At 62.8% G+C, this 16,548-nt stretch carries 19 protein-coding genes and 1 pseudogene; 11 read left to right on the plus strand and 9 right to left on the minus strand.

The window, feature by feature from the left end; genetic code table 11:
• Window positions 1-41: 41 nt before the first annotated feature.
• The gene (locus IVB19_RS23115; protein ID WP_085396146.1) at window positions 42-749 is read right to left on the minus strand and encodes a GntR family transcriptional regulator; all 708 of its coding nucleotides are present in this window, start codon (window positions 747-749) and stop codon (window positions 42-44) included.
• Window positions 750-1,014: 265 nt separating this feature from the next.
• Here IVB19_RS23115 and IVB19_RS23120 point away from each other — a divergent pair, with 265 nt between their 5' ends.
• The 6 genes from IVB19_RS23120 (at window position 1,015) to IVB19_RS23145 (ending at window position 6,602) form a co-directional block, all read left to right on the plus strand.
• Window positions 1,015-2,001, plus strand: a complete 987-nt coding sequence (locus tag IVB19_RS23120) for an ABC transporter ATP-binding protein (RefSeq protein WP_085396144.1) — start codon at window positions 1,015-1,017, stop codon at window positions 1,999-2,001.
• 42 nt (window positions 2,002-2,043) lie between these two features.
• The gene (locus tag IVB19_RS23125; RefSeq protein ID WP_247819890.1) at window positions 2,044-3,333 is read left to right on the plus strand and encodes an ABC transporter substrate-binding protein; all 1,290 of its coding nucleotides are present in this window, start codon (window positions 2,044-2,046) and stop codon (window positions 3,331-3,333) included.
• A gap of 4 nt (window positions 3,334-3,337) precedes the next feature.
• Complete coding sequence (locus IVB19_RS23130; RefSeq protein WP_018455339.1) at window positions 3,338-4,297, plus strand: ABC transporter permease; 960 nt, start codon at window positions 3,338-3,340, stop codon at window positions 4,295-4,297.
• A 3-nt stretch (window positions 4,298-4,300) separates the two neighbouring features.
• Window positions 4,301-5,179: an ABC transporter permease gene (locus tag IVB19_RS23135; RefSeq protein ID WP_085396140.1), complete on the plus strand. Its 879-nt coding sequence runs from the start codon at window positions 4,301-4,303 to the stop codon at window positions 5,177-5,179.
• A 20-nt stretch (window positions 5,180-5,199) separates the two neighbouring features.
• Window positions 5,200-5,931 (plus strand): aspartate/glutamate racemase family protein, encoded by a 732-nt coding sequence (locus IVB19_RS23140; protein ID WP_247364642.1) that lies wholly within the window; start codon window positions 5,200-5,202, stop codon window positions 5,929-5,931.
• 176 nt (window positions 5,932-6,107) lie between these two features.
• A complete protein-coding gene (locus IVB19_RS23145) occupies window positions 6,108-6,602 on the plus strand; it encodes a hypothetical protein (protein ID WP_018455336.1) in 495 nt (164 codons plus the stop codon).
• Between the two features lie 179 nt (window positions 6,603-6,781).
• Here the strand turns inward: IVB19_RS23145 and IVB19_RS23150 are convergent, their stop codons facing one another.
• Entirely contained in the window at window positions 6,782-7,150 is a 369-nt protein-coding gene (locus IVB19_RS23150; RefSeq protein WP_247335622.1) for a hypothetical protein, read from the minus strand.
• A gap of 103 nt (window positions 7,151-7,253) precedes the next feature.
• Window positions 7,254-7,553, minus strand: a complete 300-nt coding sequence (locus IVB19_RS23155) for a hypothetical protein (protein ID WP_247335619.1) — start codon at window positions 7,551-7,553, stop codon at window positions 7,254-7,256.
• Window positions 7,554-7,695: 142 nt separating this feature from the next.
• On the opposite strand from IVB19_RS23155, the gene IVB19_RS40730 reads away from it, so the two are divergent.
• Entirely contained in the window at window positions 7,696-7,860 is a 165-nt protein-coding gene (locus IVB19_RS40730) for a ribosome modulation factor (protein ID WP_247371639.1), read from the plus strand.
• A 2-nt stretch (window positions 7,861-7,862) separates the two neighbouring features.
• Here the strand turns inward: IVB19_RS40730 and IVB19_RS23165 are convergent, their stop codons facing one another.
• Together IVB19_RS23165 and IVB19_RS23170 are read right to left on the minus strand one after the other, a co-directional pair.
• Window positions 7,863-8,393 (minus strand): gamma carbonic anhydrase family protein, encoded by a 531-nt coding sequence (locus IVB19_RS23165; RefSeq protein ID WP_018455332.1) that lies wholly within the window; start codon window positions 8,391-8,393, stop codon window positions 7,863-7,865.
• 91 nt (window positions 8,394-8,484) lie between these two features.
• Window positions 8,485-8,814 carry a DUF6949 family protein gene (locus IVB19_RS23170; protein WP_007602553.1) on the minus strand — a complete coding sequence of 110 codons (330 nt, stop codon included), beginning with the start codon at window positions 8,812-8,814 and terminating at the stop codon, window positions 8,485-8,487.
• Window positions 8,815-9,036: 222 nt separating this feature from the next.
• Here IVB19_RS23170 and IVB19_RS23175 point away from each other — a divergent pair, with 222 nt between their 5' ends.
• Complete coding sequence (locus IVB19_RS23175; RefSeq protein WP_085351113.1) at window positions 9,037-9,744, plus strand: hypothetical protein; 708 nt, start codon at window positions 9,037-9,039, stop codon at window positions 9,742-9,744.
• A 263-nt stretch (window positions 9,745-10,007) separates the two neighbouring features.
• Window positions 10,008-10,592 (plus strand): DUF1349 domain-containing protein, encoded by a 585-nt coding sequence (locus IVB19_RS23180; protein WP_247361963.1) that lies wholly within the window; start codon window positions 10,008-10,010, stop codon window positions 10,590-10,592.
• Between the two features lie 89 nt (window positions 10,593-10,681).
• On the opposite strand, the gene IVB19_RS23185 is transcribed toward IVB19_RS23180, so the two are convergent.
• Both IVB19_RS23185 and cysE read right to left on the minus strand, forming a co-directional pair.
• Complete coding sequence (locus tag IVB19_RS23185; RefSeq protein WP_007602550.1) at window positions 10,682-10,900, minus strand: DUF3126 family protein; 219 nt, start codon at window positions 10,898-10,900, stop codon at window positions 10,682-10,684.
• A gap of 150 nt (window positions 10,901-11,050) precedes the next feature.
• Complete coding sequence (gene cysE, locus IVB19_RS23190; protein ID WP_007602549.1) at window positions 11,051-11,875, minus strand: serine O-acetyltransferase; 825 nt, start codon at window positions 11,873-11,875, stop codon at window positions 11,051-11,053.
• 275 nt (window positions 11,876-12,150) lie between these two features.
• On the opposite strand from cysE, the gene IVB19_RS23195 reads away from it, so the two are divergent.
• Complete coding sequence (locus IVB19_RS23195) at window positions 12,151-13,509, plus strand: hypothetical protein (RefSeq protein ID WP_247361961.1); 1,359 nt, start codon at window positions 12,151-12,153, stop codon at window positions 13,507-13,509.
• Window positions 13,510-13,669: 160 nt separating this feature from the next.
• On the opposite strand, the pseudogene IVB19_RS23200 reads toward IVB19_RS23195, so the two are convergent.
• Window positions 13,670-14,271, minus strand: a pseudogene (locus tag IVB19_RS23200) (hypothetical protein).
• A gap of 187 nt (window positions 14,272-14,458) precedes the next feature.
• A complete protein-coding gene (locus IVB19_RS23205; RefSeq protein ID WP_026232924.1) occupies window positions 14,459-15,229 on the minus strand; it encodes an alpha/beta fold hydrolase in 771 nt (256 codons plus the stop codon).
• A gap of 214 nt (window positions 15,230-15,443) precedes the next feature.
• Here IVB19_RS23205 and IVB19_RS23210 point away from each other — a divergent pair, with 214 nt between their 5' ends.
• Window positions 15,444-16,406 (plus strand): AraC family transcriptional regulator, encoded by a 963-nt coding sequence (locus IVB19_RS23210; RefSeq protein ID WP_018455327.1) that lies wholly within the window; start codon window positions 15,444-15,446, stop codon window positions 16,404-16,406.
• Window positions 16,407-16,548 lie beyond the last annotated feature (142 nt).

Below are 16,548 nucleotides of genomic sequence, written 5' to 3' on the forward strand. Positions count from 1 at the left end.
CGCCGTCGCGCCCAGCCGGGTGCGGACGCGCCTCGTTGAGCTCAGACCCCGAGCACGTCCGCGAGTCGCAACTCGTCAGCGGCGGGATCCTTCAGAAACAGCTCGGCCTCGATCTCGTTCAGATGCGACAACATCTGCGCGCGCGCGGCCTCCCTGTCGCATTTGCGGATCGCGGAGACGATTCCGGCGTGATGATCGGTGCCGCAGGCCGGCGTGTCGTGCCGGCGGTAGAGCAGGATGATCAGCGAGGACCGCGCGATCAGCTCCTTGAGAAAACCAAGATAGATGCTGTGGCCACTCATCTCGGCGACGAGTCGATGGAAGTCGCCGGAGAGGCGGACCGAAGCACGCGCATCGCCACGCAGCTCCGCCTCGCGCTCCTCGGCAAGATGCCGCTGGAGACGCCCGATCCAGGCCGGCGACACCGCGTCAACGGCGTGATCGACGATTGTCGGCTCGATCAGGCGGCGCGCCTCGAACACTTCGCGGGCGTCCGCAGGCGTCGGCCGCGCGACGAAGGCGCCGCGGTTCTTCTCGATGTTGACGATGCCCTCGTGCGCGAGCTGTTGCAGCGCGGTGCGAACCAGCGTTCGGCTTGCTCCGTAGATCTCGCCGATCTCGTCCTCGCCGAGTTTCGTGCCGGGCAACAGGCGATGCTCGAGGATCGCCGCAGTCACACCTTCCCGGATGCGGCTGACGCGATCGCTCGCATCTGGCGCGTCGGAGTTCGGTCGGGACTTGACGGCCATGGGGGTGAGGACTCGATCGTCGACGAGGGCGTTGAATCCTAATCGACCAGCTGTATCCAATCACAGGCGAAACTTTATACAATCCGCGCCTGTTTTGTGTGCACGCAACTGCGAAGGCAGCGAACCGCCCAAGCCCGTGGGATTCGATCTAACGATCTGACTCCGCTGCACTGTTTTGGAATTCGGCCGGCCGAGAACGATTCAAGCGCGATTGGCATGGACCTTGCGGAGAGAGGCGCAGCATCGCCCTCGCCCCGGACACGCCATGGCCACTCCCGCCGCCCTCGAACTGGTCGCCGTCACCAAGCGCTACGACACGACGCTGGCGGTCGACACCGTCAATCTGAAAATCCCGGCCGGCACTTATTGTTGCCTGCTCGGCCCCTCCGGCTGCGGCAAGACCTCGACCTTGCGCATGATCGCCGGCCACGAGGCCGTCAGCGAAGGCGACATCATCCTGGGTCCGCAGAACGTCACGGATCTCGAACCCGCCAAGCGCGGCACGGCGATGATGTTCCAGTCCTACGCGCTGTTTCCGCACCTCACCGTGCTCGACAACGTGGCGTTTGCCCTGAAAATGCGCGGCATCGACCGGGCGACGCGGCACAAGCGCGCCGGCGAGTTGCTCGAGCTGGTGGCGATGACGCCCTATGCGGCCCGCCTCCCCGCACAGCTGTCCGGCGGCCAGCAGCAGCGCGTCGCGCTCGCCCGCGCGCTGATCACGGAGCCGCAGATCCTGTTGCTCGACGAGCCGCTCTCGGCGCTCGATCCGTTCCTGCGGGTGAAGATGCGGGGCGAATTGAAGCGGCTGCAGCGCGAGCTCGGCATCAGCTTCGTTCAGGTCACGCACGGCCAGGAAGAGGCGATGGCGCTGGCCGACCACATCGTGGTGATGAACCAGGGCAGGATCGAACAGCAGGGAAGCGCCCGCGACATCTTCCATCACCCCCGCACCGAATTCGTGGCGCGCTTCATCGGCGGTCACAACGTCCTCAGCGACGCAGGCAAACTCATCGCCGTGCGCGCCGATCAGCTCGGCATCGCGCCGTTCACTGACGGCGCCTTCGGCGCGCCCGCGCTACTGACCCAGACCGAGTACCAAGGCTCCTACATCGCCGTCTCGCTCACGCTCGACGACGGGACCGCCCTGTTTTCCCACCTTCCCGAGGCCGCCTTCGACGTCCACCAGTTCCGGCCGGGCGATCGCGTGCTGGCCATCTGGGATCCCGCCAAGGCGCAACGTCTGCAATAGCGCCGATCAATCACCGGAATGCGCAACAGAGGAGTGAGTGATATGACCGAAACGACCAGGAAGAAGGGCCTTAGCCGCCGCACGGTACTGAAGAGCACCGCGGGTCTCGCCGGACTTGCCGCGGGCTCCGGCGCCATCACAGGCTTTCCCTATGTAATGTCGGCCGAGCCGAAGGTGCTGCGCTATCTCGGCACCGCAGTGAACGAGGGTGACGAGATCTCCAAGCAGTGCCTGAAGGACACCGGCATCAAGATCGAATATATCACCGCGACCACCGACGACGTCACCAAGCGCGTGATGACCCAGCCGAATTCCTTCGACGTGCTGGACACCGAATATTTCGCGCTAAAGAAGATCGTGCCGTCGGGCAACATCCTTGCCCTCGACGCGAGGAAGATCAAGGAATTCGACAACATCACGCCGGTCTTCACCAAGGGCGTCACGCCCGGCGGCAAGAAGATCGGCGGCCAGGGCACCGCACCCTGGAAGGTGCTCTATCTCGAAGGCAAGGACTCCAAGAAGTTCGCGACGTCTGCCACCGAGTTCGTCACGCTGATCCCGACCGTCTACAACGCCGACACGCTCGGCATTCGCCCCGATATCATCAAGCGTCCGATCAGCTCGTGGGCCGAGCTGCTCAACCCCGAGTTCAAGGGCAAGGCCTCGATCCTCAACATCCCCTCGATCGGCATCATGGATGCCGCGATGGTCGTGGAAGCCACCGGCAAGTACAAATATGCCGACAAGGGCAACATGACCAAGGAAGAGATCGATCTCACCATGAAGGTGATGACCGAGGCCAAGAAGGCGGGCCAGTTCCGCGCCTTCTGGAAAGACTTCAACGAGAGCGTCAACCTGATGGCCTCGGGCGAGACCGTGATCCAGTCGATGTGGTCGCCGGCGGTGACGAAGGTCCGCTCGATGGGGATTGCCTGCACCTTCCAGCCGCTCAAGGAAGGCTATCGCTCCTGGGCCTCCGGCTTCTGCGTCTCCAAGGGCGTCTCGGGTGCGAAGCTCGAATGGGCCTATGAGTTCGTCAACTGGTTCCTGTCCGGCTATGCCGGCGCCTATCTCAACCGCCAGGGCTACTACTCGGCCGTGCTCTCCACCGCGAAGGCGCATATGGAGCCTTACGAGTGGGCCTATTGGATGGAAGGCAAGGCGGCCGAGAAGGACATCAAGGCGCCCGACGGCTCGCTGCTCGAGAAGGCTGGCGCCGTGCGCGACGGCGGCTCCTACGAGGACCGCATGGGCGGCGTCGCGTGCTGGAACGCCGTGATGGACGAGAACGACTACATGGTCCGCAAGTGGAACGAGTTCATCGCGGCGTAATCTGATGGACACGTCGGAGGACATTTTGCAACAGGCATCTCCGGACCTGGTCCGGGGATCGGAGACGGCGCGCCGCAGCAAAGCGGCGCGGCTGTCACCCTCCTTCATCTCCTGGCTCCAGGCCGGGCCGATGATGCTGGTGTTCCTCGCCTTCTTCCTGATCCCGCTCGTCTTCGTCGTCATCGTCTCGTTCTGGGACTACAACGAATACCAGTTGCTGCCGGCCTTCTCGGGCCGCGGCTACACCGACACGTTCGAGGGCTGCATCGCGCAGCTCCCCGATCTCTGCACGATCGCCAAGACTTATCTGAAGACGCTGAAGCTTTGTTTCATCGTGTGGGTCATCACACTCTTCATCGGCTTCTGGGTCGCCTACTTCCTCGCCTTTCACGTCAAGTCGAAAACTTGGCAGATGGGACTGTCGCTGCTCTGCACGATCCCGTTCTGGACCTCCAACGTGATCCGCATGATCGCCTGGATTCCGCTGCTCGGGCGCAATGGCCTTGTCAACTCAGGCTTGGTGAAGACGGGGCTGATCAACCATCCCGTTGAATGGCTGCTGTTCTCCGAATTCTCCGTGGTGCTGGCGCTGGTGCACCTCTTCACCTTCTTCATGGTGGTGCCGATCTTCAACTCAATGGTTCGCATCGACAAATCGCTCATCGAGGCCGCCTATGACGCCGGGGCGACCGGTTTCCAGACGCTCGTCAACGTCATCATTCCCCTGGCAAAACCCGGCATCGTGATCGGCTCGATCTTCGTCATCACCATCGTGATGGGCGACTTCATCACCATCGGCGTGATGGGCGGGCAGCAGATCGCGGCCGCCGGCAAGATCATCGAGACGCGGGTGAATGCGCTGCAATTCCCGGCAGCAGCGGCCAATGCCGTGATCCTGCTCGTCATCACGTTCCTGATCATCACCATGATGTCGCGTATCGTCGACATCAAGAAGGAGCTCTAGAGCATGAAGGAAGGACGCCCGCGCTCTTTCTACGTGCTCGCGATCTTCTTCGCGGCCTACACGCTGTTCCTCTACGGCCCGATGATCGCGATCTATGTGCTGTCGTTCCAGGGACCGCAGGGCGGCCTCACCTTCCCGATGAACGGTGTATCGACTTTCTGGATCGCAAAATTGTTCCAGGGCACCGGCATCGTCGATCTCGGCGCCGCCTTCCGCCGTTCGCTGCTGCTTGGCATCATCGTGATGATCGTCACCGTCGTGCTGTCGGTCGCAGCGGGCATGGCGTTTCGCCGCAAGTTCAAGGCGCAAAGCATCCTGTTCTACTCCGCGATCGCGAGCCTCATCGTGCCCTCGATCATCACCTCGCTCGGCATCTCGCTTGAATTCCGCATCATCGACGATCTGATCAAGGCGCATTGGAACGAGAATTTCGAGACCTCGATGGGTCTGCTCACCTCGGGCCTCGGTGCACATCTGACCTGGACGCTGCCGTTCGGCCTTCTCATCATGTTCGCGATCTTCAATCGCTTCGATCCCAGGCTCGAGGAAGCCGCGCGCGATCTCGGTGCGACACCGTGGCAGGCGTTCCGTCATGTCGTGCTGCCGATCATCCTGCCCTCCGTGATCGGCATTGGACTGTTCGGCTTCACACTGTCCTGGGACGAACTCGCGCGTTCCAGCCAGGCGATCGGGGCGGTGAACACGCTGCCTCTCGATCTCCAGGGACTCACCACCACCGTGACGAACCCCGACATCTATGCGCTCGGCACCGTGATCTCGGCCGTCTCGTTCACGGTGATCGCGCTTGCGCTTGGCACCATCCACATGCTCAACAAGCGACAGGCGGCCAAAGGCTCGGACGCCGGCAAAGGGCTTGTCTGAGAAGGGGCTTGTCTGATCCGATGCGGCTTCACGTCGTCAATCCCAACACCACTGCGTCCATGACGGTGAAGATCGCCGCTGCCGCGCGCGCGGTCGCCCTGCCCGACACCGTGATCGATGCGCGCCAGCCCACGATGGGCCCGGTCTCGATCGAGGGATTTTACGACGAGGCGTTCGCGGTGCCGGGCATGCTCGGCTGCATCCGCGAGGCCGACCGCGACGGCGCGGATGCGCATGTCATCGCCTGCTTCGACGACACCGGCCTCGACGCCGCGCGCGCTGCGGCAAGGGCACCAGTGATCGGCATTGGCGAGGCCGGCTTCCACATGGCGAGCCTGATTGCCGCGCGCTTCGCCGTGGTGACGACGCTCGGTGTCTCCATCGTGCCGATCGAGCATAATTTGCGGAAATACGGCCTCGCCGAACGCTGCGCGCGCGTCCGCGCCGCCGAGGTGCCGGTGCTCGCGCTCGAGGAGCGCAACACCGATGCGCTCGCAAAAATCTCTACGGAAATCACGGCCGCGATCCGCGACGATCGCGCAGAGGCCATCGTGCTCGGTTGCGCCGGCATGGCCGATCTCGCCAATGAACTCGCCGCCACGCACAGCCTGCCCGTGATCGACGGCGTCGCCGCCGCGGTGACCTTGGCAGAATCACTGGTGCGACTGGGACTGAAGACCTCCCGGCTCGGGCCCTACGCGGCGCCGCGCTCGAAGACCCATTCCGGTCCGTTTTCGCTGTTTCAGCCCTGATCTCTGCCTCTGACGGGGGCACGGATGCCCTAAGGCATCCTGATTGTTGGTTTTTTTGCTCTTAGCCTCTTTTTGGTCCCATTCCTTGCCGACACGTAACGCTTTCGGGACGCCCCGGTAACCTCAGGTTGCCGGTCTTCGCCACTCACCAAGTTTCAATTTGGGTTTTGTCAGCGATGATCGATCTCGCAGAGGACACACGGTCCCATCCCCTCTTTCGCCTTGGCGCCCAGCCTATCGCGCTGACCGCCGCCGCGCTCCTGCTCCTGATCGCGGGGGTGACCTCGATCGCGATCTGGCGTGCCTATACCGGTGCGGCCCCTGAGACCGACCGGGTGGTGGCGTCGCGGCAGCTGCAGGCTCGCACCGCACAGGCATCCGAGCAGCTGGTCGAGAAGACCAAGGGGCTGGAGGCAACCCAGCAGGAATCGATTGACCAGCTCCAGGTCGTGCAAGACCAGCTCCAGAGTGTGAAGCGCTTGCTCGCATTCCAGCAGGCCGACACCAAGCGTCTGTCCGAGCAGGTCACGATACTCAACGAGTCCATCGATGGCCTGCGGCAATCCTTTGCCAGCGCCCGGGCGAGCGAGGCGGAGACTCCCTCAGTTACCCGCAGGAAACCTGCACGGCATCGTGTCCATGCCAGTGCACGCAAGCGCTCGCGCGGCTGAGCAGCCGGCGCCGCCACCCTTAAATTTTTGGACTTGTGAACTGGATCACATTCGCCCGTGTGATTCCAAGCGATGCTCGCCGTTACCGGATGGCGTGAGCCGATTTCAATGTCCGGGGCTGGCAAGGTCGTTGACGGTATATTGCGTCAACGGCCTTGTTTTTTGACGGGTACCGCCGCCTATTCGCAGACATCCACGGGGCGGATGCGCCAGCCCGCTGGCGTCATGACGCGCTTCCGCACAACGTAGCAGCCGCCATAACCGCCATCATCGTATCGGGTACCATAGTAATATGGATTGCCGTAATACGGTTGGCCGTAGCCGTAATACCCGCCGTAGTAACCTGCGCCGGCGATACCGGCACCGATGGCGACGCCTGGCCAGAAGCCACTGCCATGCCAGTGGCCGCCATGACCCCAGCCGCCACCACGGCCCCAGCCACCGCCGCCATGACCCCAGCCGCCGTGACCGCCCGCTTGTGCCGCCTGCGGCATCGACGACCCAACCGCCACCACAGCCAGCGCCGTCAACATCATCTTCCGTATCATCACTCGATCCTCTGCGTGGATACCCTCCACGCTCCAAAGCAGGACCAAGCTAATCGGCTTGAGGCGTTCCTGACAGCCTCACTGTCTCACTTCCCCGCGAGCGTCAGCAGCCGCGGCAGATGCTCTTGAGCTTCTTGTCGAGCAGCCGGTTCTCGGCGTTGACGGCGGCGTCGGTGGACCCACCTGCGCCGGTCCCAGTGGTGACGCCGGGTGCATTCGCACCGGACGATTGGGCGGTCCCCAGACTGTTGGTGCCTGGCGCGGGAGCCGGAGAATTGGCGACACCTCCGGCCGATCCTGTGGAGCCGCCGGTGGCTTGCGCGAACGATGCGGCCGGCACCGGAACAAGGGCGAAGATCACGATCACGGTCTTGATTGAACGGGCTATAGGCAATCTGGCCATTGAAATTCTCCTTCGCCGATCAACCGCCGCAGCAAGGACCGGTTCCGGAACAAATGCCGTCGCATCAGCTTGAAACCGGGAAGGCGGGCACGATCACGCGCAAGCTGATCTTCTGCTCCGCAAACAGAAAGGCGCAGTCACGATGAACGATCGCGATGCTTTTGCAGAAGGCGAACGCGCGGCGCGTAAAAACATTCCGGCGGAAGCCAATCCGTACCAGGACGGTAGCGATGAGCATGCCCTATGGTCCGCGGGGCACGAGAAGGTCGCAAGCGCAATAGAAGCGCGCGAGTCCGAAGGAAGCTGAGTTCACCCGATCCGCTTGAGGCCCTTTGTGAAGCGCGGTCCATTGGCGACGTAGAACTTCGCAGCACTCCCCATCTTCTGCACCTGAGCATCGTCGAGCGTGCGGATCACCCGCGCCGGCGAGCCGATGATCAGGGACCGTTCGGGAAACTCCTTGCCCTCGGTGATGACGGAGCCGGCGCCGACGATGCTGTTGCGCCCGATCCTGGCGCCGTTCATCACGATTGAGCCCATGCCGACGAGTGCGCCCTCCTCGATGGTGCAGCCGTGCAGGATGACGTTATGCCCGACCGTACAGTTCCTGCCGATCTGAAGCGGAAAACCGAGATCGGTGTGGCAGGTCGAGCCGTCCTGCACGTTGGCGCCCTCGCCGATCTCGATCCACTCATTGTCGCCGCGCAGCACCGCGCCGAACCAGACGCTCGCGCCCGGCTTCAGGCGCACGCGGCCGATCACGGTAGCGGTCTCCGCGATGAAGTAGTTGCCGTCGGCGGGAAGGTCGGGCGCCTGCCCGTCGAGCTCGTAGATCGCCATGAGGGTCTCCTGTCGCGTCAACCCCAGCCATAGCGAAACGGCGGCCTTGACGCAAAGGGCCGCCGCGCAGGCAGCCCTACAGCGGCGCGCATCAGACCAGAACGCCGGCCGCGCGGAGCGTCATCAGGAAGAAGGTGCCGCTCATCATGCTCCAGAAGCCGGCGATGACGGTCGCCATCATCACGAATTCGACGCGGCGGCTCTCCACCTGCCTGCCGCGCAGAGTATTGCGCATGATGATGAAAGGCGCCGCGAACACCAGGAACGGAACCGCCGCGAAGGTCTTCGGCGCCACGCCGTCCTGCAACAGACCGAAGCCGGCCGGCCGCTGTGCGACCGTCTGGTATCCGCTCACGAGCGCTCCCGCGAGCGCGAAACCAATGCCGATCGAGAAGAATGTGTTGAGAGCTTCAGGTGTCATCGGAACAGTCCGCCCTTACGCAACGCGAGGTACCTTCCTGTGACAAAGAGTGCCGGTTAACGCTACATTATCCTTAAGGGAAGGTTAACGCCGCCAGCCGTTCCACGCAGGCCTCTCTCCCTTCCCTGCAGCCGGCCAACGCTCCGCGAAATCGCCACCACGTGGCATATTCGCCGCTGATTCGTCGGCCATCGGCCGACTTCCGGCTCATTCGCGCGGCTCATGACGGTGTTTTCGGCAATTTCCCCTCAATCTCCCCGGGTGCGCACCCGGGCCCACGTCGTCCCGATCGTGCTCGGCGGCATTGCCGCGGTGTGCGCCGTCGCGCTCGTCGCCTATTTGTTGTGGCCGACCTGGGGGCCGAGCGGCGCGAACGCCCCGGACAAGCTGCCGGTGAGCGTCGGCGGCACGCTGTTCAACCTGCCGACCAACGCGATCCGCATGAAGATCCAGCGCCACTCCGGGCCACAGGAGCGGATCGATCTCGACTTCCTGTACCCTTCGCTGGAGCCGCCGGGCGCGCCGAAGCACGTCACCGCCGATAGCGTGGATGCGGCGATGCAGCCGATCGACCGCATCTTCCTGTCGATCGCCGCACATCGCGATGCGCTCTCGCCCGAGCAGCGCACCGCCACGATTTATCCACGCTATCTCGACCAGGCCGCGGCAATGCCTCAGGATGGGCTGACGATGCGGATATTCCGCGCTGACACGCCTTACGGCACCGAGGATCTCTATTCTGCCGCAAGTCCCGCGCTGACCGCGCGCTGCACGCGCGATGGTGCGACGCCCGGCATGTGCCTCGCCGAACGCCGCGTCGGCGGCGCCGACCTCACCTTCCGCTTTCCGCGCAGCTGGCTGTCGCAGTGGCGCGATACGGCGGAAGCGATGGAGAAGCTGACGGCGCAGCTGCGCGGCCCGAAGGGCTGAACGCGACCGCGCGACCTGCGCCTCCAAAACAAAAACTGCGAAAACAACCCCATGCACAGTAGCCAAGCTCCTGTAATGCTTCGTATTTTTCGAAGTCAGCTTCGCGCGTATGGTGTCAGGATGGGGCGGCGGCGAAGCTGTTGCTCGTCCTTGCGAGCGAAGCGAAGCAATCTCGGCTACATTGCCTTTTCATCTCAATGCACGATGCCGTGCTCGTCCGACTCACGGACCGAACCGGCAGGCATCCGCGACAGAGGTTAGTCATGATTCTCCGCAGAAGTGACGGTGTGTGGCTAAATGAACCGCAGCGATGGGCGGCAAAGGGTGATGACCTGCGGATCCTCACGGACAAGGCCACGGATTTCTGGCGCGAAACCCATTACGGCTTCAATCGCGATAGCGGACATTTCCTGGGCTTTCCGACAGGCGAAGCATTCACCGCAGATTTGCGTGTTCAGGGCGATTTCCGGGCGCTCTATGATCAGGCGGGCATCATGGTGCGCCTCGACGCGCATCATTGGGTCAAAGCCGGAATCGAATTGTCAGATGGCCGCGCTATGCTCGCGAGCGTGCTGACAAACGGGCAATCAGACTGGGCGACAGCACCCTATGAGCATAATGCCAGCGACTTCTGGGTCCGCGCGACCATCGCCAACGGTGTCCTTCGTCTGCAAGTTTCGGCCGACGGCAAATCCTGGCCCCTCATGCGGCTGGCGGCGTTTCCTAAAGCAAACTCCTACCTTGTGGGACCGATGGCCTGCACACCCGAACGGGCGGGGCTAGAAGTCGTATTCTCGACGTTTCGTCTGACACCTCCCCCCGGAAAAGACCTGCACGACCTGAGCTGAACATCACCCTTGCAGAAATATGTTCTTGCAAGAAAGCAAAGGCATGGAGCCGCGCCCGCGCGGCCCCGTTGAGCGAGACGATCGCCGAACTATTCCTGGTCGACGAGGTCGTCCTCGAGGATCGCCATCTGGAATTGGAACGAGCGATCATCGTCCTCGTCGTCGACGAAGAGCACACCGATGAATTCCTCGCCGATATAGACCTCGGCGGAATCATCCTTCTTTGGCCGCGGCACGACGCGGATCTTGGGATTGCCGAATACGCGCTTCAAATACGCGTCGAGCTTCCTAACTTCCTTGACGTCCACGGCAAGTCTCCAATCGAAATCTGGGTTGGCGCGGGTTTTAGGACGAGACGCGACCAACCGCCAGCATGAATTGCCAAAGAATTTTTGGACGAAAGGGGCGGAAAATCCGCCCCTTCCGACAAGCTCGAAGGCCCGCCTCAGAGGCCCATCTCAGAGTCCCATGGCGTTGATCATCTGATCCATGGTGCGCGACGGCTCGGCGCAGCCAGCTTCGCCGACGACCTTGGCAGGCACGCCTGCGACCGTCACGTTGTGCGGCACCGGTTTGACCACGACCGAGCCCGCCGCGATGCGCGCGCAATGACCAATTTCAATGTTGCCGAGGATCTTCGCGCCGGCGCCGATCAGGACGCCGTGGCGGATTTTCGGATGGCGGTCCTCGTTCTCCTTGCCGGTGCCGCCGAGCGTAACGCCATGCAGGATCGAGACGTCGTCCTCGATCAGCGCAGTCTCACCGCAGACGAAGCCGGTGGCGTGGTCGAGGAAGATGCCGCGGCCGATGCGCGCGGCGGGATTGATGTCGGTCTGGAATACCGCAGACGCCCGGCTCTGCAGATAATACGCAAAATCCTTGCGGCCCTTCAGATAGAGCCAATGCGCGAGGCGGTGGGTCTGGATGGCGTGAAAGCCCTTGAAATAGAGCAAGGGATCGATGAAGCGCGAGGTCGCGGGGTCGCGATCGTAGACGGCGACGAGATCGGCGCGGAAGGCGTTGCCGAGATCGGGATCGTCGCGCAGCGCCTCGTCATAGGTCTGGCGCACGAGATCGCCCGACAGCGCGGAATGATCGAGCCGGTCGGCGACCCGATGGATCACCGCATCTTCCAGGCGGCTGTGATGCAGCACCGTCGAATAGATGAAGGTCGCAAGCTCCGGCTCGCGATGGACGATGTCCTCCGCTTCGCCGCGGATCCGATCCCAGATCGGATCAAGCGTTGCAAGCTTTCCTCCCGGATTGACCTGATGCACTGCCATGAGATCTGCTCTTTCGAATTGGCTCGTTTCACTGGTTCTATAACACAGTCTAGGCGACAAAGTCCTGACGGGCTTGCCTGAGAGTGAACAGTGCGTTGCCCGGCGGGGGCATGCCAACGCGTTGAATCACAACAGTTTCTTCCGACACCCCGGGCGGCAAGGTCGGCTCAAAATGGTCAGGGTTTCGCCAAATTCAAGCCGGGCGGCGTCAAACTATTGGTGAATTCCGCCTCAACGGTAATTGCGGGCATGGTCCGAGTGAGGACGGAGCGGATTTGACCATCACCACCGATCATGCGCGCGCGGGCGCCGCGGGCTCACTCTGGCTGCGGCTCGCCGCCATCGCCCTGCCGCTCCTGTTGATCGCGCCGGCATTCTGGAACCGCTATCCGCTGTTGCAATGGGATACCGGAGGCTATCTGGCGCGCTGGTACGAGGGCTATCTCGTCCCGAGCCGCTCCACCGTGTTCGGCATCTATCTGCACTATGGCGAAAGTTCAGGGTTCTGGATCAACCTCGCGGTCCAGTCGCTGGCCACGCTGTGGCTGTTGCAACTCACCTTGCGCGTGCTCTCGATGATGCAGACGTTCCGTTTCGTCGTGATCAGCCTGCTCCTGATCCTGTCGACTGCGCTGCCCTGGCTTGCGAGCATGCTGCTCACCGACATTTTTGCAGGCCTGTCGGTGCTGTCGCTATTCCTGCTGGTCGTCGGCGGGCCGCGGACCTCGGCGCTCGAAAAAATCTCGCTGTTCGTCTTCACGGCCTTTGCCGCCGCGACCCACAGCGCCACGCTCGGCGTGCTGCTCGGGCTCTGCATCGCCGGCTGGATGGCGCGGCCGTTGCTGGGGCCCCGGCTTCCGATCGCCGGATTGGCCCAAGCGAGCCTCACCATCCTCGCTGGCGGCCTGATGCTGGTGTCGGCGAACCATGCCTTGTCGGGCAAGTGGACATGGACGCCCGGCGGCACCGGCGTCGCCTTCGGCCGCATGATGCAGGACGGCATCGTTGCGCGTTATCTCAATGACCATTGCCCACGCGAAAAACTCAAGCTCTGCCCCTATCGCGACCAATTGCCGGCGAGCGCCGACGAATTCCTGTGGGGCAAGAGCATGTTCAACACGCTCGGCCGCTTCGAAGGCATGAACGACGAGATGGGCACCATCGTCGTGGGTTCGCTCGCCGACTATCCGGCTTGGCAGGCCGGCGCGGCCTTGCAGGCGCTGGGCCAGCAATTGCTGCATGTGGCGACCGGCGAAGGCACCAATGGCTGGATCCCGCACACCCGCGGCATCATCGAACGTTATGTCCCCTCGCAGGCCGCGCCGATGCGCGCCGCGCGCCAGCAGAATTGGGGACTCGATTTCGACACCATCAACTGGCTGCACGTTCCCGTCGCGCTGGCCTCGATGCTGGCGCTGGTCGCGCTGCTGGCGCATGCCCTCGCGAACCGCCGGCTCGACGACCTGACCTTGCTGGCGGCGACCATCACGCTGGCGCTGCTCGGCAACGCCTTCATCTGCGGCGTGATCTCCGGCCCGCACGACCGCTATGGCGCGCGGATGGTGTGGGTTGCGACCTTCACCGTGCTGATGGCGCTGGCGCGCCGCCTTGGGGAAGACAGCAAAGCGCGGTGAGATTGGGGTGAAGCGCCATCGTGCCTGGTTTCGTCCGAGCAGCGATCGCGTTTATCCAGTAAGACCAGCGCATCGTTGGTTCTCAAGGGTGTTTGGAGCCCTTCATCGCCCCCGCAAATCGGCACACGCGGCGGGGCGGTGGCATGAGCACGACCAGCCGTTAGTCAGCCGGCTGCGTGAAAACGGACCCAAGTGCGAGACGGTCAGTGCCGTACAACAACTGAGGCGTTCCGCGGCTAGCTCTTTGTGCCGGTGCCGCCGGCACCGGAAGAATGATTTCGGAAGCGACCCTCCAGTCCTTCCCGACGCGAAGCCAGTTGCTGATCATGAGAAACGGCCTGGCTGTTCCATCTTGCCCCGCATAAGAGACGGTGATGTTCATCGGCACATAGGACTCGGCGACGTCGCGCGTCAGGCCGACAACCCTGAGCTTCGAAAAATCTGGCTCGAGTACGACCGGACCGGGCTACCGATATCATGCAGCTATTGATCAATCGCCGCGTTACCCCAAAAGCCGGCCCAGTTTCCCTCGGACGGGATCGCGCTCTTGGCCACCAAAAGGGCCGAGGGCGATTGCCAGAACATCCGATGCAGAGCCTTGAAATCATGCTTGTTTGCCAATTTCATCAGCCTTCCGAACTTCGATTTGATTGCGCTGAGCGTCGCAGCATTCAGCGGCTCTCTGCTGACGGCGGGAGCAGACGCGGCAGACACGGTGGTAAGAGCCACAGCAGTGAGGGTGACAAGAAGTGCCTTATACATGCAGGAATGTCCATTCCAATGCGTCGCTCACATCATGACAACACTTGTTGCGTTCCGCGATTGGAGGTGTTCACGTCCGTGAGCTGAAGTGTCGTCAGGACGTTTCAGCACTCTACGGATGCCTGGCTTAAAATGGTCGAGCGGGAGCGCGCGGGCTCCCGGCGCCACAGCGCCGGGAGCGGCACCGTCACCTCGTGAGGGCGGCTTTTTCGATCACCTCAGCGACCTGCTTCGCATGGACGACGAGCGAGGCATGGCTGCCGGTGACTTCCGTCGTCTGGGCGTGGATCCTGGCCGCGAACGACTTCTGGGCCTCGGGCGCGAGGACTTTGTCCTTCGTGCTGATGACGTAGAACGTCGGCTTGTCATGCCAGGCCGCAACGTCGACCGGGGCTTCGAATGCAACGTGGTTCAGCGGAAGCTGCGAGTTGGCCAGGTGCGCGGCGATCTCCGGAGGAAGGTCAGCCGCGACGGCTGACGGAAACACCTTTGGATCGATGTACAGATTGCCCTTCGCATCGGGGTGGATCGCCTTGCCGCCTTCGGTCGGCGGACCGGCCTTTGCCAGCGACGCCAGGGATTCACCGACCTCCGGCGCAAAGGCGGACACATAAACCAGCGCCGAAACCTTGGGATCGTTGCCGGCTTGCGTGATCACCACGCCGCCCCATGAGTGGCCGACCAGAACGGTCCTGCCGGCTTGCTTCGCGAGCGCCTGTTTGGTCGCATCGACGTCGGCGGCGAGCGAAGTGAGTGGATTTTCGACGAGCGTGACGTTGTAGCCTTTCTTGGTGAGAATATCGGCAACCGGCTGCCAGCTCGTCTGGTCTACGAAGGCGCCGTGCACGAGCACGACGTTGTGCGCTGCCCCCTTGGGCAGTTCGGCGGAATGTACGGCTCCGACCAACGTCGTTCCGGCCAGGAGGACGGTGGCGGCTGAGAGGAGAATAGTTCGCATTGTTTGTTCCTGTTGGCATGTCGGACGAAAGTAGTCCGGGGGAATGGACAGGCGTTTCCAGCAAGGTCGCGGTTCTTCCATCTGCCGTTGGCGAAATGGTTGCCGCACGTCCGGTCGGCCCGCCGTGGCATGACGTATTCCGTGGACCTCTCGGACGATAGGGACCAATCGTCCGTGTCTTGTGTCCGATCGTCCGCGGTTCTAGTCTCGGGGGATGGATATACTCACCCAGGTGCTCGATCGGGTTCGTCTCGGCGGGACGCTGCTCTTTCACTTCGAGCTCGGCCATCCCTGGCATCTTGAGTTGCCGGCGCGCCCCTACGCCCTGTTTCACTATCTCAGCCAAGGTTCAGCGACCCTCGCGCTCGAACAGGGAGAGGAAATCCAGATCACCGGGGGCGATTTTGTCGTCATCACACGTGGCGAGCCCCATGTGTTTTATTCGGATCGCCGGGCCGAGCCTTTGCGCATCGTGGATATCGAACGGTCGTCGCCACGCCTCGGATTCGTTCGTCACGGCAGCCGTGCAAAGCCGCTCTCGACCATGCTCTGCGGCAATTTCACGGTGTCGCGGCCGACGTTTGGCAGCGTGCTGGAGTTGCTTCCACCCGTGCTCTTGCTGAAGCCGACGTCCGACCGTGGTTGGCTTGAAGCCATCCTGCGCCGCATGATGAGCGAGTCCGCGCTCGAGCGTCCTGGCCAAGGCGTCGCGCTTTCACGACTGACGGAAGTGCTCTTCGTCGAGGTGCTGCGAAGCTGGATCGCGTCTCTCAGTCCCGGGCAAGGCGGCTGGATCGGGGCCATTTCTGACCCCCATATCGGACCGGCGCTGAAGCTGATTCACGAAAGTCCGGAGCAGCTTTGGACGCTGAGCGACCTAGGCCGTCGCGTCGGGCTCGGCCGCTCGGCATTTTCGGCGCGCTTCACTAGGCTCGTGGGCCAGCCCATGCAACGTTATGTGATCGAACGCCGGATGGCGGAGGCGGCGTTCCTGCTGGAAACCAGCGACGAACCGATCGCACGGATTGCCAACCGGATCGGTTACGAGACTGCAGCGGCGTTTTCGAAGTTGTTTCACCGGCACATTGGTCAGTCGCCCGGCCGTTACCGGGCTGCGCGACGCGCCGACGGAGCCCGTGCGCAGTTGGACGGATCGGAATTGCAAGTATCCGATTGACCTCGATAAAGCTGTGGCTTCGAGTTGAGTCTCATATGCGCCCTTAGCGAACCCCGATCCCTAGGTACAGGAATGGACGGTTGCCGAAGGGAGTGGATGGCCCACTGTAACGAGACATTTCAGGATAGCTGAAACCGCCTCA

This window comes from Bradyrhizobium sp. 187 (genome assembly GCF_023101005.1).
In the GTDB taxonomy this organism is placed as follows: Bacteria; Pseudomonadota; Alphaproteobacteria; order Rhizobiales; family Xanthobacteraceae; genus Bradyrhizobium; species Bradyrhizobium canariense_D.